The organism is Marinobacterium profundum (genome assembly GCF_001528745.1).
In the GTDB taxonomy this organism is placed as follows: Bacteria; Pseudomonadota; Gammaproteobacteria; order Pseudomonadales; family Balneatricaceae; genus Marinobacterium_A; species Marinobacterium_A profundum.
The window spans coordinates 1-20347 of record NZ_BCNS01000139.1; the positions used below are offsets into that span (position 1 = coordinate 1).

The 20347-nt window shown below is 58.5% G+C and carries 17 protein-coding genes; 12 read left to right on the top strand and 5 right to left on the bottom strand.

What is annotated here, in order from left to right; translation table 11 throughout:
- Nucleotides 1-621: 621 nt before the first annotated feature.
- From MPRO_RS16030 to MPRO_RS16045, 4 genes are all read right to left on the bottom strand, one after another.
- Nucleotides 622-1509, bottom strand: coding sequence for a 2-hydroxy-3-oxopropionate reductase (locus MPRO_RS16030; protein ID WP_067294950.1), 888 nt, complete (start codon nucleotides 1507-1509; stop codon nucleotides 622-624).
- 24 nt (nucleotides 1510-1533) lie between these two features.
- A complete protein-coding gene (gene hyi, locus MPRO_RS16035) occupies nucleotides 1534-2316 on the bottom strand; it encodes a hydroxypyruvate isomerase (protein ID WP_067294953.1) in 783 nt (260 codons plus the stop codon).
- Between the two features lie 72 nt (nucleotides 2317-2388).
- On the bottom strand, nucleotides 2389-4125 hold the full coding sequence (gene gcl, locus MPRO_RS16040) for a glyoxylate carboligase (protein WP_067294957.1): 1737 nt from the start codon (nucleotides 4123-4125) through the stop codon (nucleotides 2389-2391).
- 594 nt (nucleotides 4126-4719) lie between these two features.
- Entirely contained in the window at nucleotides 4720-5463 is a 744-nt protein-coding gene (locus tag MPRO_RS16045) for an FCD domain-containing protein (protein WP_245635118.1), read from the bottom strand.
- Nucleotides 5464-5675: 212 nt separating this feature from the next.
- Between MPRO_RS16045 and dctP the strand changes: the two genes are divergently transcribed.
- The 12 genes from dctP (at nucleotide 5676) to MPRO_RS16105 (ending at nucleotide 19078) form a co-directional block, all read left to right on the top strand.
- A complete protein-coding gene (dctP, locus tag MPRO_RS16050) occupies nucleotides 5676-6878 on the top strand; it encodes a TRAP transporter substrate-binding protein DctP (RefSeq protein ID WP_245635119.1) in 1203 nt (400 codons plus the stop codon).
- A 65-nt stretch (nucleotides 6879-6943) separates the two neighbouring features.
- Nucleotides 6944-7642 (top strand): TRAP transporter small permease subunit, encoded by a 699-nt coding sequence (locus MPRO_RS16055; RefSeq protein WP_067294965.1) that lies wholly within the window; start codon nucleotides 6944-6946, stop codon nucleotides 7640-7642.
- A complete protein-coding gene (locus tag MPRO_RS16060) occupies nucleotides 7639-9192 on the top strand; it encodes a TRAP transporter large permease (protein ID WP_067294968.1) in 1554 nt (517 codons plus the stop codon). Before MPRO_RS16055 ends, MPRO_RS16060 begins: the two co-directional genes overlap by 4 nt.
- 151 nt (nucleotides 9193-9343) lie before the next feature.
- Entirely contained in the window at nucleotides 9344-11551 is a 2208-nt protein-coding gene (locus MPRO_RS16065) for a malate synthase G (RefSeq protein WP_067294972.1), read from the top strand.
- 267 nt (nucleotides 11552-11818) lie between these two features.
- Nucleotides 11819-12247, top strand: coding sequence for a GlcG/HbpS family heme-binding protein (locus tag MPRO_RS16070; RefSeq protein WP_067294977.1), 429 nt, complete (start codon nucleotides 11819-11821; stop codon nucleotides 12245-12247).
- Between the two features lie 32 nt (nucleotides 12248-12279).
- On the top strand, nucleotides 12280-13752 hold the full coding sequence (locus MPRO_RS16075; protein WP_067294981.1) for an FAD-linked oxidase C-terminal domain-containing protein: 1473 nt from the start codon (nucleotides 12280-12282) through the stop codon (nucleotides 13750-13752).
- A 1-nt stretch (nucleotide 13753) separates the two neighbouring features.
- Nucleotides 13754-14833 (top strand): glycolate oxidase subunit GlcE, encoded by a 1080-nt coding sequence (gene glcE / locus MPRO_RS16080; RefSeq protein WP_067294985.1) that lies wholly within the window; start codon nucleotides 13754-13756, stop codon nucleotides 14831-14833.
- Between the two features lie 14 nt (nucleotides 14834-14847).
- Nucleotides 14848-16059, top strand: a complete 1212-nt coding sequence (gene glcF / locus MPRO_RS16085; protein WP_067294988.1) for a glycolate oxidase subunit GlcF — start codon at nucleotides 14848-14850, stop codon at nucleotides 16057-16059.
- Nucleotides 16060-16527: 468 nt separating this feature from the next.
- Nucleotides 16528-17361: an IclR family transcriptional regulator gene (locus MPRO_RS16090; RefSeq protein ID WP_067294991.1), complete on the top strand. Its 834-nt coding sequence runs from the start codon at nucleotides 16528-16530 to the stop codon at nucleotides 17359-17361.
- A gap of 63 nt (nucleotides 17362-17424) precedes the next feature.
- The gene (locus tag MPRO_RS16095) at nucleotides 17425-17793 is read left to right on the top strand and encodes a CidA/LrgA family protein (protein ID WP_067294994.1); all 369 of its coding nucleotides are present in this window, start codon (nucleotides 17425-17427) and stop codon (nucleotides 17791-17793) included.
- Nucleotides 17790-18509, top strand: coding sequence for an LrgB family protein (locus MPRO_RS16100; RefSeq protein WP_067294997.1), 720 nt, complete (start codon nucleotides 17790-17792; stop codon nucleotides 18507-18509). Before MPRO_RS16095 ends, MPRO_RS16100 begins: the two co-directional genes overlap by 4 nt.
- Nucleotides 18510-18553: 44 nt before the next feature.
- The gene (locus MPRO_RS16105) at nucleotides 18554-19078 is read left to right on the top strand and encodes a gamma carbonic anhydrase family protein (protein WP_067295001.1); all 525 of its coding nucleotides are present in this window, start codon (nucleotides 18554-18556) and stop codon (nucleotides 19076-19078) included.
- A gap of 69 nt (nucleotides 19079-19147) precedes the next feature.
- Here the strand turns inward: MPRO_RS16105 and uxuA are convergent, their stop codons facing one another.
- Nucleotides 19148-20326, bottom strand: a complete 1179-nt coding sequence (uxuA, locus tag MPRO_RS16110) for a mannonate dehydratase (RefSeq protein WP_067295003.1) — start codon at nucleotides 20324-20326, stop codon at nucleotides 19148-19150.
- Nucleotides 20327-20347: the final 21 nt, after the last annotated feature.

Sequence of the window (20347 nt, forward strand, 5' to 3'; positions counted from 1 at the left end):
CCATATGTTCCAGGGCCTTGATCATGGCTGCCGTGGGATAACCCCAGTTTGCTCTTATTCAGAGACGCTTCAGTCCCGGATCGAATGATTAGCCATATGTTCCAGGGCCTTGATCATGGCTGCCGTGGGATAGCCCCAGTTTGCTCTTATTCAGAGACGCTTCAGTCCCGGATCGAATGATTAGCCATATCCTCCAGGGCCTTGATCATGGCTGCCGTGGGATAACCCCAGTTTGCTCCTATTCAGAGACGTTTCAGTCCCGAATCGAATGATTGGCCATAGGCTCCAGGGCTTTGATTATCGCCGCACTGGGTCGCCCCAGTTTTGCTCTTATTCAGAGACGCTTCAGTCCCGGATCGAATGATTAGCCATATGTTCCAGGGCCTTGATCATGGCTGCCGTGGGATAGCCCCAGTTTGCTCTTATTCAGAGACGCTTCAGTCCCGGATCGAATGATTAGCCATATGCTCCAGGGCCTTGATCATGGCTGCAGTGGGATAACCCCAGTTTGCTCCTATTCAGAGACGTTTCAGTCCCGAATCGAATGATTGGCCATAGGCTCCAGGGCTTTGATCATCGCCGCACTGGGTCGCCCCAGTTTTGCTCTTATTCAGAGACGCTTCAGTCCCGGATCGAATGATTAGCCATGTGTTCCAGGGCCTTGATCATCGCCGAGTGATCCCAGTTTTCGCCACCCAGGGCTGCGCAGGTGCTGAAATTCTGCTGCGCACTGGCGGTGTTTGGCAGGTTCAGCTTAAGCGTCCGGGCGCCTTCCAGGGCCAGGTTAAGGTCCTTCTGGTGCAGGCAGATCTTGAAGCCAGGATCGAAGGTGCCCTTGACCATGCGCTCGCCGTGCACTTCTAGAATCTTGGACGACGCAAAGCCACCCATCAGAGCCTCACGCACCTTGGCGGGGTCAGCGCCGGCCTTGGAGGCGAACAGTAGGGCCTCGGATACGGCCTGGATGTTCAGCGCAACTATGATCTGGTTGGCCACCTTGGTGGTCTGGCCGTCGCCGTTACCGCCCACCAGGGTGATGTTTTTACCCATGGCATCGAACAGTGGTTTGGCGCGCTCAAACGCCGCTTCGCTGCCGCCCACCATAATGGTCAGAGTCGCCGCCTTGGCACCTACTTCACCGCCGGACACAGGTGCATCTATATAGTCAGCCCCGGTCTGGTTGATACGAGTTGCGAATTCTTTGGTAGCGATGGGGGAGATCGAACTCATGTCGATTATGATCTTGCCTGCCGCAGCCCCTTCGGCCACGCCATTAGCGCCAAACAGCACCTCTTCAACCTGGGGGGTGTCGGGCAGCATCAGGATGATGAACTCGGACTCCTCCGTTACCGCTTTGGGGCTGGGTAGTGCAGTGCCGTTGCTGCCCAGCAGGTCCGCCGGGGCCTTGGAGTGGTGCTCGGAAAAATAGAGACTGTGGCCTGCTTTCTGCAGGTTTTCTGCCATGGGCTTGCCCATGATGCCGGTGCCGATAAATCCTATACGTGCCATCTGTGTTCTCCGTTCGTTGCAGGGTCAGATCTGGTTGTAGGCTTTGAGCCAGCCAAGACCGGCTTCGGTGCTGGTGGCGGGCTTGTACTCACAGCCGATCCAGCCGTCGTACCCCAGGGTGTCGATGAAGCTGAACAGGAAGTCGTAGTTGATCTCGCCGGTGCCCGGTTCATGTCGGCCCGGATTGTCGGCCAGCTGTATATGGTTGATGGCGCCGAGGTTGGCCTCGATGGTGCGCGCCAGGTCACCTTCCATGATCTGCATGTGATAGATATCGTACTGCAGGCTGAGGTTGCTGCTGCCGACGGCATCGCGGATGTCCAGAGCCTGAGCGGTGTTGTTGAGAAAGAAGCCCGGAATATCGCGGGTGTTGATCGCTTCCATCACCAGCCGGATACCGGCTTTTTCAAGTTCTGCCGCGGCATATTTCAGGTTGTCGATAAAGGTGCTGCGAGCCTGCTCAGTGCTTACGCCCTCTGGCTGAATGCCGGCGAGGCAGTTGACCTGGGTATTGCCCAGCACCTTGGCGTAGCTGATGGCACGCTCGACGCTTTGGCGGAACTCTTCGGTCCGGTCCGGGTGGCAGGCGATACCGCGCTCGCCGGCATTCCAGTCACCGGCGGGCAGGTTGAAAAGCACCTGGGTCAGGCCGTTGGCGTCGAGCTTCGCCTTGATGTCCGTTGCGGCGAAGTCGTAGGGGAACAGATACTCGACACCGCTAAAGCCCGCTCTGGCGGCGGCATCAAAGCGTTCGAGAAAGTCGTGTTCAGTGAACAGCATGGACAGGTTGGCACACAGACGTGGCATGAAAATCTCCTGTTTTCGGGTCAGTCGCAGCGCCGGGGTCGCTACCGGGGCTACAGCTATTTAGGTTCTTAATCAGGCCGGCAGCGGCTCGAATTCATTAACGTTGTCGATCTCGGTTCCCATGGAGATGTTGGTAACACGCTCCAGAATGATCTCTACGACAACCGGTACCTGGTACTGTGCCTTGAGTCGCTTGGCCTCTTCAAGGGCTGCGCCTATCTCGTTCGGATCCCGCACGCGGATGGCCTTGCAGCCCAGGCCTTCGACAACAGCAACGTGATCAACACCGTAGCCATCCAGTTCAGGCGCGTTGATATTGTCGAACGCCAGTTGCACACAATAATCAATGTCGAAGTTGCGCTGTGCCTGGCGAATCAGCCCCAGGTAGGAGTTGTTCACCAAAACATGGATGTAGGGCAGTTTGAACTGCGCACCCACCGCCAGTTCTTCGATCATGAACTGGAAATCATAGTCGCCGGATATGGCGACAACGTCGCGGTCCGGGTTGGCTTTTACAACACCCAGGGCCGCAGGTGCTGTCCATCCCAAGGGGCCCGCCTGGCCGGCATTGATCCAGTTGCGCGGCTTGTACACGTGCAGGAACTGGGCGGCGGCGATCTGGGACAGGCCTATGGTGGATACGTAGCAAGTGTCCTCGCCAAAGACGGCGTTCATCTCGGCATAGACGCGCTGCGGCTTAACCGGAATATTGTCAAAGTCACTGCGCCGCAGCATCGTCTGCTTGCGCTCCAGGCAATCAGCCGCCCAGGCCGAGCGGTCCTTCAACCGGTTGGCCGCCTTCCATTCTTTCGCCACTTCGACAAACAGATCCAGCGCGCTGCCGGCATCGGACACTATCCCCAAATCCGGCGTGAAAACGCGACCAATCTGGGTTGGTTCTATATCCACGTGCACGAAGGTACGGTTCTTGGTGTAAACATCAACAGAGCCCGTGTGGCGGTTGGCCCAGCGGTTGCCGATACCCAGTACAAAGTCGGACTCCAGCATGGTGGCGTTGCCGTAGCGGTGCGAAGTCTGCAAACCCACCATGCCGGCCATCAGCGGATGGTCGTCGCTGATCGCACCCCATGCCATCAGGGTCGGGATGACCGGAACGCCGATGATTTCGGCGAACTCCACCAGCTTCTCGGAGGCATTGGCATTGATGATGCCACCACCGGCCACCAGCAACGGCTGTTCTGATGCGTTGAGCATTTCCAGTGCGCGTTCAATCTGCTTGCGACTGGCTGCGGGTTTGTAGGCACCCAGCGACTCATACATCTCGGGATCGAACTCGATTTCCGCCATCTGCACATCAAATGGCAGGTCGATCAGAACCGGGCCCGGGCGGCCTGAGCGCATCAGGTTAAAGGCCTTCTGGAACACCTGCGGTACCAGGCCTGGCTCCAGTACGGTGGTGGCCCACTTGGTGACGGGCTTGGCGATGGATTCGATATCAACAGCCTGAAAATCTTCCTTGTGCAGGCGTGCGCGCGGAGCCTGGCCGGTGATACATAGCATGGCGATGGAGTCGGCCGAAGCTGAATAGAGCCCGGTAATCATGTCGGTACCGGCGGGGCCTGAGGTGCCTATGCAGACACCAATATTGCCCGGCGCGCTGCGAGTATAGCCCTCGGCCATATGCGAGGCGCCTTCTACATGGCGCGCCAGTACATGGTCGATACCGCCGAGTTTCTTCATGGCGGCATACATGGGGTTGATTGCTGCGCCCGGAACGCCAAAGGCGGTATCTATGCCTTCGATTTTCAGAATCTCTATTGCCGCTTCAATTGCTCTCATCTTTGCCATGGTGATGGCCTCCCAGGTTAGCTGTTAAATCAAAATCCGCTAGCGCAACGTCGGTGAGGGGGTGCCACAGAGGCGTCTGTCATCGTCTGTGCCGCGCTGATGAAGCCAGTAAAGCAGCTATGGAAATGAATTACAATATTAATGGAAGTGAATTTCGTATTATGGAATTAGCAGTAATTGGCCATAAATTCAGTTTTAAAATAATAAAATCAATATGTTATACGGTTTATATGCGCCATTTTGTTTTGAATATAAAAATTCCATAGTATAGAAACGGATTTCAAATACGTTTTTCTTATGGCTGTGGTAACAAGACACCAGGAGTGGTGGTTCAACTCATGAGGTCTGAACTGGCACGGCAAAGTGACTTAAGGGTGAAAGGGCGTAGCGGTGAAACAGCGAATGCCTGGCGCCGTTGAGAAGGCGGGATTAGAGCTTGGGTATAGATGGGGGATATAGCGCAGCGCTAAAGAAAGCGGCTGTCAACGGAACGACATCAAAGGATTGGCACTGCGAAGGGCACGCAATGGAAGCAGCCGGCGCCCGCCTGGTCAAATTCCTGATCACGCAGGCTCATGGTACCTGCGCAGGCGCTTAAGCGTCGCTGTCGACCAGGGCTGAGCGAATGATGTTCTTTTCCTGCTGCTCAATCTGACGCAGCGAATCACTGACATGGCGTACATGGGCCATGGCGGCCTTTTGTGCCCACTGGGACTGGCGGCTGATGATGGCGTGGTAGATCTGGCGGTGGTGTTTGTCTATTTGCTGCTTGAAGGTGGTGCGGTGGCTGAGATTGAGTACCGAGGCCTGCACCGTATAGAGCATCAGGTTCTTCAGGCTGTTGAGAATATGCACCAGTACCGGGTTGTGGGCGGCACCGACGATGGCGCGGTGAAAGGCATGATCCAGGTTTGCGTTGGTGAGCGGGTCGGCCGACTCCATGGCTTCGAATGCCTGGGTGATGCGGTACTGGTCTTTCTCGGTGGCGCGTTCCGCAGCCAGAAAGGCGGCCTGGCCTTCGAGTTGCTCGCGCACTTCAAACAGGTCATAGAGGGTGCGGGCGTGGCCAAAGTACAGGTTCATCAGCGGGCCCGTGTCCTCGGGCTGCGAGACGATGCCGGATACGAAGGAGCCTTTGCCGTGGCGGGTTTCGATAATGCCGCGGCCATGCAGCTCATGCAGGGCTTCACGCACTATGGCACGGGAAACCCCAAGCTTGGAGGCCAGGGCACGCTCCGATGGCATCTTCTGTTCAGGCGCCAGGGTGCCATCAAGAATCAGTTCTTCGAGGTGGCGTGCAATCGACTGGGCAATGGGTGGGGCTCTGTTTTCCATCATTCCGTACTGGTTGGACCAGTTCTCAGGTGCGTGTCGGCGAAGGCCGGCTGCATGGGTGCAAGCCTGCATACTATCGGCTATCGGCCCTTTAGCGTCCATATAGGCGTTGAACAAACTGGTCTGACCAGTTGTGGAATCGATAGACGCAGCCTGTACATGCGGTGAATCTCGGTGTCAGCAGGAGTACGCCGAGGTGTTTGGATAAAGTGGGGATGCAAGATCCCGGAGCCAAACCCACGGCACAGCGCCTGCAGAGTCACTCATACAATAACAAGGCATCTGGAGATCATCCGATGATCAACGAGTACAGCAAGACCGAGTCCACTGCACCGCGCCGGCGTGGATTTATCAAATCTGTCGCCCTGGCATCCGCCGCGCTTGTAGGCGCCACTATGCTGGCACCGGCTCAGGCGTCCGCCGCTCAGACCTGGAAAGTACAGTCCGTGTGGGACGCAGGCACCGTAGGCTACGACCTGTTTGAACAGTGGGCAGGTGAGATGGAAGAAAAGACCGGAGGCGAGCTGAAGATCAAGCCGTTCCCGGCCAAGTCCGTTGCCGCTGACAACAATGCCCTGTTCGATGCCGTGCGTAACAACGTACTGCAGGGCATGAACCCCTTTACCATTTACTGGTCGGGCAAAATTCCCGCCTCAGTGTTTCTGACCTCTTATCCGGCCGGTCCCGATCAGCCTGCTCAGTGGGACACCATGTTCTACAGCATGGGCATGCTGGAAAAAACCCGTGAAATCTACAAGAAATTTGGCCTCTTCTATGTAGGCCCAATACAGCATGACGCCAACATCATTCACTCCAAGAAACCGGTCAAATCCCTTGATGATCTCAAGGGCATGAAGATTCGTTTGCCGGGTGGCATGGTGGCGGAAGTCTTTGGCAAGTTTGGCGTCTCCAGCGTCAGCCTGCCGGGTTCGGATATCTTCCCGGCACTTGAGAAAGGCACTATAGATGCGGCGGACTATGTTGGCCCTGCGGTGAACTACGAACTGGGCTTTTCCCAGGTGACGGATACCATCCTTATGGGTCCTCCGGGCGTGATGTCGATCTACCAGCCGGTGGATTTGATGGATCTGACCGTCAATCTGCGTTCATGGAACAAACTGTCGCCAAAGGTGCAGGGTATCGTTGAAAGCGAAGTACGCAACTACTCACAGCGTCATTACCTGACCATTCAGAAGCGCAACATCGAAGCCATGGAAAAATTCAAGGCCGATGGTACTACGGTATCGCGTCTGTCCCAGGCCGATGTACAGGCGTTTCGCAGTGCCGCTATCCCTATCTGGTTCAACTGGGCCAACAAGGATGCAGATGCGCGCGCCATTTTTGACATACAGCTCGAGTACATGTTGAACGAGACAGTCGGTTACATCACCCCTGACGATATCAAGGGTATGGAATAAGCAGGCAGGCTGATTTCGAGGGAGGGCTGCTGGCCCTCCCGTTTCACTATTCGAGGTAGTACGTCATGTCTGATTTGGAAGGCTTCGGCTTTGTCTTGCCGCACTGGTTCTACTGGGGCTGGCTGGCGGTTATGCCGCTGATCATGATTGCGCTGGATAAGCGGGAAGTGAAAAAAAGGGGTGGGGCCAAGATTGCCCAGCCTGCGAGTGAGTTAACGGCCGATGAAGATCCGTTAAAGAAATACCAGTTCGACGGTAATCGCCTGACGCGGATTATCGACTGGACGAGCGAAAAATCCGGTGTTTTTGTGTCCTTCTGGACCGTCAACGCGGTTTGTTTCTACTTTTTCGAAGTCATCATGCGCTATATCTTCAACATGCCGACGGTCTGGGTGCATGAAGCCAGCTTCCTGCTGCTGGGCATGCAGTACCTGCTGGCGGGTGGTTTTGCGCTGCTGCACGGCTCCCATGTGCGGGTGGATGTCATGTACAACTTCCTGCCCGAACGCGGTCGTGTCGGTATGGATATCTTTACCTCCATGTTCTTTTTCATTTTCGCGCTGGCGCTGGTTTGGACCTCCTGGACCTTTTTTGCCGATGCCTACTCCATGGGTGAAACCACAGTGGAAACCTGGGGTATTCAGTACTGGCCGGTCAAGGCCGTCATGCTGCTTGGTGCTGTGCTGATTCTGCTGGCCGGGATCTCGAAACTGATCAAGGACATTGCGCTGTTCGTCCTTATGGGGCGGGGGACAAACACGTGAATACCAAAGTAATGCAAGCAAACGCACCCGTGGCACGAGGGCGTGGCTCCGTCATTGGTACCCTGGGTACCTGGCTGATGGTGGTCGCTACCCTGAGCATGGCCCTGATCATCAGTGTCGAGATGATCAATACGCTGTTCTACGACCCTTATGAAGATGAATACTTCCTGTTTCGTCTGGCCGGCATTCTGGAAGATGTGTCCATCGGACCGCTCACCTACCTGATGTTCGGCTCACTGCTGGTGGCCCTGATGATGGGGCTGCCGCTGACCTTTGTGACCGGTGGTCTGGGTGTGATGTTCATCTATCTGGTGGGCGACTCCACCATGCTGAACCTTATACCGGGGCGCATCTTCCCGATGATGACCAACTCGGATCTGGCCGCCATACCGCTGTTTATCTTTATGGCGTCCATGTTGGAGCGAGCCGGTCTTATCGAGGAAATGTTCAACGTCGTCTACAAATGGATGGGCGGCCTGAACGGCGGTTTGGCGACCGCCACTATACTGGCATCGACCATCCTGGCCGCCATGGTGGGCGTGATAGGCGCTGCTGTGGTGACCATGGGTATTATCGCGCTGCCAGCCATGCTCAAGCGTGGCTATGATCACCAGATTGCCCTGGGCTCCATCATGGCCGGTGGCACCCTGGGGATTCTGATACCGCCGTCCATACTGGCAATTCTTTATGCGGTGGTGGCACAGCAGTCGGTGGGCGAACTCTATCTGGGGTCTGTTATTCCGGGCCTTATGCTGTCGGGCATGTATATCGCTTATGTACTGATCCGTACCAAGCTCAACCCCAAACTGGGTCCGCCCGTTCCTGAGGAAGAGCGCATCAGCTTCGGCCAGAAAATGCTGTTGCTCAAGGATCTGGTAGCGCCCCTGGTGCTGGTAATGCTGGTGCTGGGGCTGCTGTTTGGCGGTATCGCCACGCCGGTTGAAGCGGCGGGTATTGGCTCTTTCGGTGCCATGCTGGTGGCCATGAAGCACGGTGCCTTCTCGGTGACCGCGCTCAAGGATGCCTCTGTCACTACCGCCAAGGCGTCCGCCATGGTGCTCTGGATCATGTTTGGCGCCTCGGTATTCGTGGGCTTTTACATACTGCAGGGCGGTCAGGAATTTATTACCCAGTCGATTCTGTCCACGGGTATGTCGGCCTACGGCATTCTGTTTCTGCTGATGATACTGCTGGTGGTCCTGGGCATGTTCCTCGACTGGGTGGGTATTCTGCTGCTGGCAGTGCCGATCTTCATCCCTATCGTGCAGGCGCTGGAGTTTGACGGTCTGTTCGGGCTGCCGGGTGTCGCCGGGGACGATGTGGTGCTCTGGTTTGGCGTGCTTTATCTGGTGAACATGCAGATGTCCTTCCTCAGTCCGCCCTTTGGCTATGCGCTGTTTTATATCCGCGGTGTCTGCCCGCCGGAAATTACCATGGGGACCATCTTCAAGTCCGCACTGGTGTTCCTTGCGCTGCAGGCGTTCGGTTTGATGGTCTGCGTGCTGGTTCCTGGCGTGGTGACCTGGCTGCCGAGCATGGTGTACGGCTAATAGCGTAAGGCTAGATCTTACCCTCGGGCCGTCATGGCGGCGGCCCGTGCAACACAGAACCCGCTCAGGGATCGAGACCCACCTTCACGGGACTGGTAGGCCGGCGGCAGGTTAATCCTGTCGCCGGTCATCACCAAAGCGAGTAGAGACCATGACCAACAGAATCAAAACCGGTGGGCTGAAAGTATCGGCCGACCTTTATGCGCTGGTCGCCAGCGATATTACACCTGGCACGGGCATAGACCCCGAGCGCTTCTGGGCCGGCTTCGAAACCCTGCTGGACGATCTGGGGCCGCAAAACCGCCGTTTGCTGGACAAACGCGATCAGCTGCAACAGCAAATTGACGACTGGCACCGCAGCTATCGCAGCCGCAATGGCGCCAAGCCCATCGACATGGCGCAGTATCAGGCATTTCTGAAAGAGATCGGTTACCTGGTGCCAGAAGGCGAACCCTTCGAGATTGCTACCCGCAATGTCGATGATGAAATCGCCCATATCGCCGGCCCCCAGCTGGTCGTACCGGTAAACAATGCCCGTTTTGCGCTTAATGCGGCCAATGCGCGCTGGGGCAGCCTGTACGATGCCCTCTATGGTACCGATGCCATCGATGAATCCGAGGGGGGCGAGAAAGGCGGGCGCTTTAATCCCAAACGTGCTGCCCGGGTTATCGCCTGGGCGGCAGATTTTCTGGATCAGGCGGTGCCGCTCGCCAGTGGCAGTCATGCGCTGGTGACGGATTATGCGCTGGTAGCCGATGCAGGCTGCACGCGTCTGGCGATCACCCTTGGGAGTGGCGAAGTTACCGCGTTGGCGGATCCGCAGCAGTTCGCGGGCTTCGGCACCGCCGCGGATGGTACCAAGACGATATTGCTGCGTAACAACGGTCTGCATATTGAGTTGCAGCTGGATCCCGAACATGCGATCGGTGCCCTGTCGGCCTCAAGCTTGAAGGATGTGGTGCTGGAATCAGCGCTTAGCACCATCATGGATTGTGAAGATTCGGTGGCTGCGGTGGATGGGGCTGACAAGGTGCAGGTCTATCGCAACTGGCTTGGGCTGATGAAAGGCACGCTGGAAGAAAGCTTCAGCAAGGGTGGCGAGACCATCACCCGGCGCCTGAACGATGATCGTTATTACAGTACGCCCGAGGGGGAGGAGCTGCGACTGCATGGTCGCAGCCTGCTGCTGGTGCGTAATGTCGGCCATCTGATGACCACCGATGCGGTGCTGGATAGAGACAATCAACCGGTGCCGGAAGGCTTTCTTGATGCGGCGATCACCAGTCTTAGCGCGCTGCATGATTTGCGTGGCGCCGCACCTGGCCGTAACAGTCGCAGGTGCAGTCTTTATATCGTCAAGCCCAAGATGCACGGTCCAGAGGAAGCTGCGTTGACCAATACGCTGTTCGAGCGCGTTGAGCAGTTGCTGGATCTGGCCCCCAATACGCTTAAAGTTGGTGTCATGGATGAGGAGCGCCGCACCTCGGCCAATCTGGCCGAGTGCATCAGGGCGGTCCGTGAGCGGCTTTTCTTTATCAATACCGGCTTTCTGGATCGCACCGGTGACGAAATTCACACCGGCATGCAGGCGGGCCCGGTGTTGCCCAAGGATGCCATCAAGGCGCAGCCCTGGATTGGCGCCTATGAAGATCGCAATGTTGATATAGGTCTTGCCTGCGGCCTGCGGGGCCGGGCACAAATCGGCAAGGGCATGTGGGCCATGCCGGATGAAATGAAACAGATGCTGCAGGCCAAGATTGCCCATCCCCAGGTCGGGGCAAGTTGTGCCTGGGTGCCATCGCCCACGGCGGCGACCCTGCATGTGACACACTACCACCAGGTGAATGTGGCGCAGCGCCAGTTGGCGTTGCAGCAACGCTCGCTCGCTCCGCTACAGACCCTGCTGACGCAGCCACTGCTGGGGGATACACGGCTTGCGCCTGAGCAGGTGCAGGCGGAGGTGGACAATAACGTGCAGGGGATTCTCGGCTATGTGGTGCGCTGGATCGATCAGGGCATTGGTTGCTCCAAGGTGCCGGATATTCACAATATCGGCCTGATGGAAGATAGAGCCACCTTGCGCATATCGAGCCAGCACCTGGCCAACTGGCTGTTGCATGGCATCTGCACCGACGACCAGGTACTGGATACGCTTAAACGCATGGCGGTAGTGGTGGATGCACAGAATGCGGCGGACCCGGCTTACCAGCGCATGGTGCCGGAGCTGGAGCACAGTGTGGCGTTTCAGGCCGCCTGTGATCTGATTTTCAAGGGTTGCGAACAGCCCAGCGGCTATACAGAACCGCTGTTGCACCAGCGCAGGCGTGAACAGAAGGCGCTAGCCGTAGCTCGTTATTAACCCGGCGGGTTAATACATGAAGCAGGGATGCTTCATCATTGGCCGCAGGCCAATGCGAACGCCAGAAAAACCAGCAAGTCCATGCACTTGCGCTAGTTTTTCTGGCGTGACGGACAAATAGGGAGGGGACCTATTTGTCCACCGGGTTAATAGCCTGTCGCAGACGACTGCTTTACCTGCTTTTATTCAAACAAGAGGACTGCCAGCCGGTGGTCCGGGGTGAGGGCGCCACTGCCCTTGCCAAGCTAATTTTCAGGGAGTTACCGCATGTTAACCATTAATCGACTCGATCAGGCCGATGCCCGCGTGCTTATTCAAGGCGCCGTGGCCCGGGCGATCGAAATAGGTGTACCCATGTGCATCGCCATCACCGATGAGTCCGGCAATCTGCTGGCATTCGAACGCATGGACGGTGGCAAGGTTACCAGCATCACCGTGGCCCAGGACAAGTCTTTTACCGCCAGTGCGGCGCGCAAGGCCACCCATGAATACAACGCCGCCTGTGTCCCGGGTAATCTGGTGTTTGGCATCCATACCGCCCTGGGCGGACGTCTGTGTGTCGTCGGTGGTGGCCTGCCGGTGATGGTTGATGGTGAAGTTGTGGGCGGTATTGGCCTGAGTTCAGGCACACCGGCACAGGATATGGACTGTGCCCAGGCCGGTATTGATCACTTTTTGCAAAGCCGGGGCGCTTGAGCAAAGCGCCGGGATAGAGCGGGAGCCCCGTTATGACTGAAAAATCCAAACCCGATAAAGCCCGGCTGGTGGAGCTGTTTCGCAGCTTCATTGACCCCGAGTACGTGATCGAGGATGCCGAAACCCAGCGTCCCTACGAATGCGACGGCCTGTCGATGTACTGTGAAATGCCGCTTGTGGTGGTGCTGCCAGAATCCGTTGAGCAGGTTCAGCGGGTGTTGCAGATCTGCCATCAGCATGGCATCCCTGTGGTTGCGCGCGGTGCTGGTACCGGACTGTGCGCTGGCGCCATGCCCCACGCCGAAGGGGTGCTGCTGTCCCTGGCCAAGTTTAATCAGATCGTATCCATAGACCCGCTGGCGCGCACCGCCCGGGTGCAGCCAGGCGTGCGCAATCTGGCTATAACGGAGGCGGCCGCCGAGCACGGGCTTTACTACGGGCCAGATCCCTCGTCCCAGATCGCCTGCACCATTGGCGGTAATGTGGCGGAAAACTCAGGCGGTGTGCATTGCCTGAAGTATGGCCTCACGGTGCACAATATCCTCAGCGTTGAGATGCTTAGCGTCGAGGGTGAGAAGCTCAGTATCGGCAGCCAGGGGCTCGACAGTTGCGGCATGGATCTGATGGCGCTGATCACCGGCTCCGAAGGCCTGCTGGGCATAGTGACAGAAGTCACCGTCAAGTTGCTGCCGCAGCCCGAAAAGGCCCAGGTGGTAATGGCCGCGTTCGACAGCGTGCAAAAGGCGGGTGATGCGGTGGGGGGCATTATTTCGCGCGGCATTATTCCGGGTGGTTTGGAAATGATGGACACCCACGCCATCAGTGCGGCGGAAGACTTCGCCAAGGCAGGCTACCCCAAGGGCGCTGAGGCGCTGTTGCTGTGCGAAGTGGATGGCACCGCCGAGGAAGTGCAGGAGCATATTGCCCAGGTCGAGAGCCTGTTTGCCGCTTATGGTGCCACCTCTATACGCACCTCCCAAAGCGAAGCTGAGCGAGCACTGCTGTGGAAGGGGCGCAAGTCGGCTTTCCCGGCGGTGGGGCGTATTTCGCCGGATTACTATTGCATGGACGGCACTATTCCCCGGGGGCAGCTGGCCCATGTACTGACCGAAATGCAGCGCATGTCCGATGAGTATCAGCTGCGTGTGGCCAATGTTTTTCACGCCGGCGACGGCAATCTGCACCCGCTGATCCTGTTCGATGCCAATGTGCCGGGCGAGTTTGAACGCACGGAGGAGTTCGGTGGCCGCATTCTGGAGCTCTGTGTCGAAGTCGGCGGTTGCATTACGGGTGAACACGGTGTGGGTATCGAAAAAATCCGCCAGATGCCGATCCAGTTCAGCGAGCAGGAGCTGGTGCAGTTCAACGCCATCAAGGATGCCTTTGATCCGGCCGGTACCCTGAATCCCGGCAAGGGCGTGCCCACGCTGCGCCACTGTCAGGAGCACCGGGCGCTGGAGACGAGGCCCATGCCCGCAACCCCTACTGACACGGGAGCAGCCTGATATGGCGGACATAACTGCACTTCTGCAACAGCAGGTTCTGTCGGCACGGGCTGACGGGAGCAAACTGAATATTATTGGCGGTAACAGCAAGGCCTTCATGGGACGGGTTGCCAGCGGTGAGCCTTTGATGGTGGCGGGGCACAGCGGCATTGTCAGCTACCAGCCGGTGGAGCTGGTGCTCACAGCTCGTGCCGGCACGCCCTTAACCGAGCTGGTGGCGGCGCTGGATGAGCATAATCAAATGCTGTCCTTTGAACCGCCACGCTTTGGTGGCGCCGCCACTATTGGCGGTACCCTGGCGTGCAATCAGTCCGGCCCCGGCCGGCCCTGGTGGAGCTCTGTGCGCGATCAGGTGCTGGGTGTGCGCCTGCTGACGGGCCGTGGCGAGCATCTGCGTTTTGGTGGCCAGGTGATGAAAAACGTTGCCGGTTACGATGTCTCGCGGCTGCAGGCCGGCGCCATGGGCAGCCTGGGCCTGATAACCGAGGTCAGCCTCAAGGTGCTGCCCAAGCCCGCCGTCACCCGTACCCTGGTGTTTGATGTGGCGCTGGAAGATGCGGTGGCACTGATGAATAGGCGTGCCGCCGAACCCAAGCCGTTGTCGGCGGCCTGCTGGCTCGACAATCGCCTCTATCTGCGCCTCAGCGGTGCAAGGGCCGCGGTCGATGCCACGCTGGCACAATGGCAGGGCCAGGGTGCAGAGAGCCAAGGCACGCAGCTGGAGGCTGACGATACCTTCTGGGCGGCATTGCGGGATCAAACCCTGGTGTTCTTTGAGGGCGATGCGCCGCTCTGGCGCTTTTCGATCAAGTCCACGGCGGTCAACCCGGATCTGCCGGGCAACTGGCTGATCGACTGGGGCGGCGCCCAGCGCTGGTATCGCGGTGATGCCAGCATGGCGCAGATGCAGCAGCTGGCCGAAACAGCGGGCGGGCAGGTGAGCCTGTACCGCGGCGGTGACCGCCAGGCGGATGTAATGCATCCGCAGGCCAGGGCACTGCAGCTTCTTCAACAGCGACTCAAGCAGTCTTTCGATCCGGATGGCGTGTTGAATCCCGGTCGTCTGTATAGCTGGATGTAACAGGCAGGTTTGCGATGAAAACGAACATACTTCCCGAGTTCAAACAGAGTGCAAGGGGGCAGGAGGCGGAGTCCATTCTGCGCAGCTGCGTCCACTGTGGCTTTTGCACGGCGACCTGCCCGACCTACCAGGAACTGAATGATGAACGGGATGGCCCGCGCGGGCGCATTTACCTGATCAAGCAGCTGCTGGAAGAGGGCACTGTCACGGAAAAAACCCGTACCCATCTGGATCGCTGCCTGACGTGTCGCAGCTGTGAAACTACCTGCCCGTCGGGGGTGCAGTACGGCCGGCTGGTGGATATAGGCCGCGCCATTGTCGACGAAAAGCTGGAGCGTCCGCCGGCGCAGCGTCTGTTACGCTGGAGTCTGCGCCAGGTTTTACCCTATCCCGCCCGTTTCGGGCCTCTGCTGCGCCTGGGTCAAAGCGTCAAGCCGCTGCTACCGGCGGTGCTCAAGGCCAAGCTGCCGCCCAGGCGCAGCTCCAGCCCCTGGCCCGTGAGTAGCCATCCCCGGGTGATGTTGGCACTGGCCGGCTGCGCCCAGCCCGCAGCGGCGCCCAACACCAATGCGGCCAGCGCGCGGGTGCTGGATCGCCTGGGCATCAGCCTGGTGGAAGCGCCCAAAGCCGGGTGTTGCGGTGCGGTCAGCTATCATCTGTCGGCCCACGATGAGGGCCTGGATTTCATGCGCCGTAATATCGATGCCTGGTGGCCGGCGATTGAAGCCGGTGCCGAAGCCATTGTTATGACGGCGTCTGGCTGTGGTGCCATGGTGCAGGAATACGGCCATTTACTGCGCGCTGACCCGGCTTATGCCGACAAGGCACGGCGGGTGAGCGAACTGACCCGTGATCTGGGTGAGGTTTTGCTGCAAGAAGACCTGTCGGTGCTGGCACCCAATCCTGCTGCCACCGGCAAGGTCGCCTTTCACTGCCCCTGTACGCTGCAGCATGCCATGAAGCAAAGCGGTGTGGTGGAGCAGGTGCTGGAAAAGGCCGGCGTAGAGCTGGCCAAAACCAAGGACAAGCACCTGTGTTGCGGCTCCGCCGGTACTTACTCCATCCTGCAGCCCGAAATGAGCCAGAAGCTGCTGCGCAATAAACTGGACGCGCTGACCCTAGACAACCCCGAACGCATTGTTACGGCCAATATCGGCTGTCAGCTGCATCTGGAGTCAAAGTCGGATCGCCCGGTGCAGCACTGGATCGAACTGCTGGATCGCTGAAGCTTGATAAGGGGCTAGGGGCTAGAAGAAAGGTGCGAGGAGCGAGGTGCGAGGTGCGAGGGGCTAGAAGAAAGGTGCGAGGTGCGAGGTGCGAGGTGCGAGGAGAAAGGGGCTAGAAGAAAGGAGCGAGGGGCGAGGTGTGAGGTGCGAGGAGACAGGGGCTAGAAGAAAGGTGCGAGGTGCGAGGTGCGAGGGTGAGGAGAATACGGGTTGAAGTTGTAGCCTGGAATGAGCTTGCGAATTCCGGGAAGTGAGCCTCATGCGAGTTTCGAGGGTATGGCTGTGAATTCCGGGAAACGGGGGGCAGCGATACAGGCATTTGGGTGATAAACTGGCGGCCATTGAGTCTGCCGGCCCCCGGTGACTGTATCCCTTGGCACACTTTGATTTTCAAGGCTTTGTGTCTGTACAGGTTTTGTGGGGCGGCAGTTGGTGTGGCGCAGGCCTTCTGCAAGGATTACAGAACCGATGAACGACAGCCTGAACGATGGGCCCAAAGCCGGCAAGAAAACCTCCTCTGGTGCGGTGCAGGTACAGTCCCTGACCCGTGCACTGTTACTGCTCAAACGCATTTCCGCCTCCAGCAACGGCCTGAATCTGACTGAGTTGGCTGGTGAACTGGCGCTGGCGCCGTCCACGGCACACCGTCTGCTAAACAGCATGCGGCAGCTTGATTTTGTTGATTTTGACGAGCAAAGCGGTCTCTGGACCGTGGGTGTGACCGCATTCTCGGTGGGCAGCGCCTATCTGAAAAAGCGTGACTTCGTGGCCGAAGCCCGCAGCCATATGAAACGGCTGGTGGCCGAGACTGGCGAAACCTCGAATCTGGCCATTCTGGATGGCCACAACCATGTGTTTGTTGGCCAGGTGGAATGCACCGAAGTCATGCGCATGGTGGTGCAGATCGGCAGCCGTGGCACCCTGCACGCGGCGGGGGTTGGCAAGGCGCTGCTGTCGGGTCTGGATGATGCCGAAGTAACCCACATCATCAACCATACCGGGCTTGCGTCCCTGACGCAGAACACCATCACCACACCTGCGGTCTTTATGGACGAGCTGCGCAAAATCCGTCTGCAGGGCTTTGCCGTGGATGATGAAGAACAGGTCTCGGGCCTGCGCTGCATCGCCGCCAATATTTACGATGAAAATTCGGAAGTCATCGCTGCAGTGTCCATTTCAGGGCCTTCGGTACGGGTTAGTAGCGACCGGCTGGATCACTACAGTGCAGCTGTAATGCGTGCAGCTAGTGCGATCACCCTGGCGATTGGCGGATCTCGCCCGGTACGGCGTGCGTCGGCCTGAGGTCTGCGGCCAGGTCCGCCAGGCTGCTGAAAGGCTACACTGGGCTCAGCTAAGGGTGGTGTTATGCTGGGTGCGCTGACACTGATCATCGGCCTGCAGGTATTCGGCACCGTTCTGGCCGAGCTACTGGCGCTGCCGTTACCGGGGCCTGTGCTCGGTATGGTGCTGTTTCTGCTGGTGCTGGCTGTTATTCGGCGGCCCTGGGCGGAGCTCGAGCAGGTTAACAACTTCTTTCTGGCCAACCTGTCGCTGCTATTTGTGCCGGCGGCCGTGGGTATTGTCAGCCATCTTGAGTTGGTAAGTCCGATTCTGGGTCGACTGTTGCTGGTACTGGTCTTGAGCCTGCTTGCAGGGCTGGCCGTCTCGGCGCTGATATTTGCCCGCCTGGCGCGGCGTTTTACGCCAGCCTGTGACGAAGAGATGCTGCCATGAACGCCGACCTCACCCCGCTGTGGGTCTATCTTGGGCGTGACCCGCTGGCCTGGTTGCTGCTGACTCTTGGAGCCTTTGTACTGTCGCGCTGGCTATACGAGCGGGCAGGGCAGTCGGCACTGCTGAACCCCATGGCCCTGACGGTGTGTCAGCTGGTACTGCTGCTCAGCATCACCGGCGTCAGCTACGATGCCTATTTCACCGGTGCCCAGTTTATCCATGTGTTGCTGGGCCCTGCGGTAGTCTGCCTGGCGCTGCCCATCTGGCAGAACAGACGCAGTATCAGGCGCAGTCTGCCGGCACTGATTCCTGCGCTGCTGGCGGGCTCTCTGGTGTCGGTGCTCAGTGCCGTGGGGCTTGCCTGGGCGCTGGGGCTCGACAGCACCATTCTGCTGACTCTGGTGCCCAAATCCGTCACCGCCCCTGTGGCCATGGGCATCGCCCAGGATCTGGGCGGTATCCCCGAACTTGCAGCAGTACTCTGCGCCGTGACCGGCATTTTTGGTGCCATTATTGGCGTGCCGCTGATGACACGCCTGGGGATAAGGGATGCCCGGGCCCAGGGGTTGGCCATGGGTGTCACCAGCCATGGAATAGGCACAGCTGCAGCCTTTCAGGTCAGCAGTGTGATGGGCGTTTACAGTTCCATTGGCATGGCGATGAATGCGTTGCTTACCGCAATCCTTGCTGGCCTTGCGCTGCTGTTCTGGCTTTAGCAGTCAGTCAGACGTTATATCAGCAATTTTCTCAGGAGCCGCGAATGGCAATCTATCAGTACGACGGCCATGTGCCGGACATTCACGACGACAGTTATGTGGCCGATCAGGCGACGGTGAGCGGCAAGGTTATTCTGCGCCAGGGCGCCAGTGTCTGGCCCCAGGCGGTGCTGCGCGGTGACAACGAGACCATCGAGATTGGGGTGGGCAGCAATGTGCAGGAAGGCGCGGTGCTGCATACGGATATGGGTTTCCCGCTGACCCTGGCGCAGGACGTCACTATTGGTCATCAGGCCATGCTGCATGGCTGCAGCGTGGGTGAGGGCTCGTTGATCGGTATTCAGGCGGTGGTGCTAAACGGTGCCGTGATCGGCAAAAACTGCCTGGTGGGGGCCGGTGCGCTGGTGACCGAAGGCAAGGTGTTTCCCGATAACTCTCTCATTATTGGTAGCCCCGCAAAAGTGGTGCGCCAGCTCGACGACAAGACTGTCGCCGGCCTCAAGGCCAGCGCCGAGCACTACGTCGAACGCGCTCGGCTGCACAAACGCAGCCTCAAACGGATTGACTAGATACGCTGAAGGCTGCGGTCATAGACGAGAGCTCAGCGTGCAGGTTCACGATTGCGAGCAGGGTGCCTGTTAGAGCACATAGCGCTTGATGGCCAGTTCCGCACCGCGCAATTCGGCCAGACCTTTCATGCGCCCCAGCGCCGAGTATCCCGGCTTCACGTTCTTTCGCAGATCATCCATGATCTGGTGTCCGTGATCGGGCCGCATTGGAATGGCGGGCAGGTCACCGGCCTGTTCGCGGCGCTGTTCTTCCTGCAGCAGAATGCGGATCACATCCAGCAGATTGGCATCGCCATCCAGGTGCGAGGCTTCGTGAAAACTGCCAGGCGTCTGTTCCCGTTCGGTGGATCTCAGGTGGGTGAAGTAGATACGATCGGCAAAGGTCCGGGCCATTGAGCTGAGATCGTTATCTGCCCGCACGCCGTAGGAGCCGGTGCAGAAAGTAATGCCGTTGGCTCTGGAGGGGACGGTTTCGATCAGCCATTCCACATCCTGTGCCGTGGAGACAATGCGCGGCAGGCCGAGAATCGGGCGCGGTGGATCATCCGGGTGTATGGCCATGCGGATACCGCATGCTTCGGCCACCGGGATTATGGCTTCAAGGAACAGCTGCAGATGGGTGCGCAGCTGATCCTTGTCGATATCCTGGTAAGCCGTCAGGGCGAGCTGGAAGTCATCCAGGGTATAGCTTTCTTCTGCACCTGGCAGGCCTGCAATAATGGTGGCCACCAGACTATCGCGACCCTCCTGTCTCAGGTTTTCCAGGTAGGCGCGGGCCTCGGCCTGTTCGGCCTCAGTGTAACTGGCCTCGCTGCCCGGGCGTTTGAGGATATAGAGCTCAAAGGCGGCAAAGGCGGTCTGGTCAAAACGCAGCGCACGGGAGCCGTCGGGCAGTTCGTAGGCCAGATCCGTGCGTGTCCAGTCCAGCATGGGCATGAAGTTGTAACAGACAGTGTCGATGCCGCAGGCTGCCAGATTGCGCAGGCTTTGCTGATAGGCGGCGATGTACCGGGCGTAATTGCCACAGCGCCGCTTGATGTCTTCGTGTACCGGAATGCTCTCGACCACCGACCATTGCAGCCCTGCGGCCTCTATTATGGCCTTGCGCGCCTGGATGTCCTCCAGCGGCCACACCTCGCCGTTGGGGATATCGTGCAGGGCGGTGACTATGCCGCTGGCGCCAGCCTGGCGGATGTCGCTAAGAGTGATGTCGTCACTGGGTCCGAACCAGCGCCAGGTATGTTGCATGGTGAAATCCTTATAGTCTGC

Coding starts and splice junctions, on each gene's coding strand:
- MPRO_RS16030 (WP_067294950.1), bottom strand. CDS start 1,509: ATGGCACGTATAGGATTTATCGGCACCGGCATCATGGGCAAGCCCATG.
- hyi (WP_067294953.1), bottom strand. CDS start 2,316: ATGCCACGTCTGTGTGCCAACCTGTCCATGCTGTTCACTGAACACGAC.
- gcl (WP_067294957.1), bottom strand. CDS start 4,125: ATGGCAAAGATGAGAGCAATTGAAGCGGCAATAGAGATTCTGAAAATC.
- MPRO_RS16045 (WP_245635118.1), bottom strand. CDS start 5,463: ATGATGGAAAACAGAGCCCCACCCATTGCCCAGTCGATTGCACGCCAC.
- dctP (WP_245635119.1), top strand. CDS start 5,676: ATGCAAGATCCCGGAGCCAAACCCACGGCACAGCGCCTGCAGAGTCAC.
- MPRO_RS16055 (WP_067294965.1), top strand. CDS start 6,944: ATGTCTGATTTGGAAGGCTTCGGCTTTGTCTTGCCGCACTGGTTCTAC.
- MPRO_RS16065 (WP_067294972.1), top strand. CDS start 9,344: ATGACCAACAGAATCAAAACCGGTGGGCTGAAAGTATCGGCCGACCTT.
- MPRO_RS16070 (WP_067294977.1), top strand. CDS start 11,819: ATGTTAACCATTAATCGACTCGATCAGGCCGATGCCCGCGTGCTTATT.
- MPRO_RS16075 (WP_067294981.1), top strand. CDS start 12,280: ATGACTGAAAAATCCAAACCCGATAAAGCCCGGCTGGTGGAGCTGTTT.
- glcE (WP_067294985.1), top strand. CDS start 13,754: ATGGCGGACATAACTGCACTTCTGCAACAGCAGGTTCTGTCGGCACGG.
- glcF (WP_067294988.1), top strand. CDS start 14,848: ATGAAAACGAACATACTTCCCGAGTTCAAACAGAGTGCAAGGGGGCAG.
- MPRO_RS16090 (WP_067294991.1), top strand. CDS start 16,528: ATGAACGACAGCCTGAACGATGGGCCCAAAGCCGGCAAGAAAACCTCC.
- MPRO_RS16095 (WP_067294994.1), top strand. CDS start 17,425: ATGCTGGGTGCGCTGACACTGATCATCGGCCTGCAGGTATTCGGCACC.
- MPRO_RS16100 (WP_067294997.1), top strand. CDS start 17,790: ATGAACGCCGACCTCACCCCGCTGTGGGTCTATCTTGGGCGTGACCCG.
- MPRO_RS16105 (WP_067295001.1), top strand. CDS start 18,554: ATGGCAATCTATCAGTACGACGGCCATGTGCCGGACATTCACGACGAC.
- uxuA (WP_067295003.1), bottom strand. CDS start 20,326: ATGCAACATACCTGGCGCTGGTTCGGACCCAGTGACGACATCACTCTT.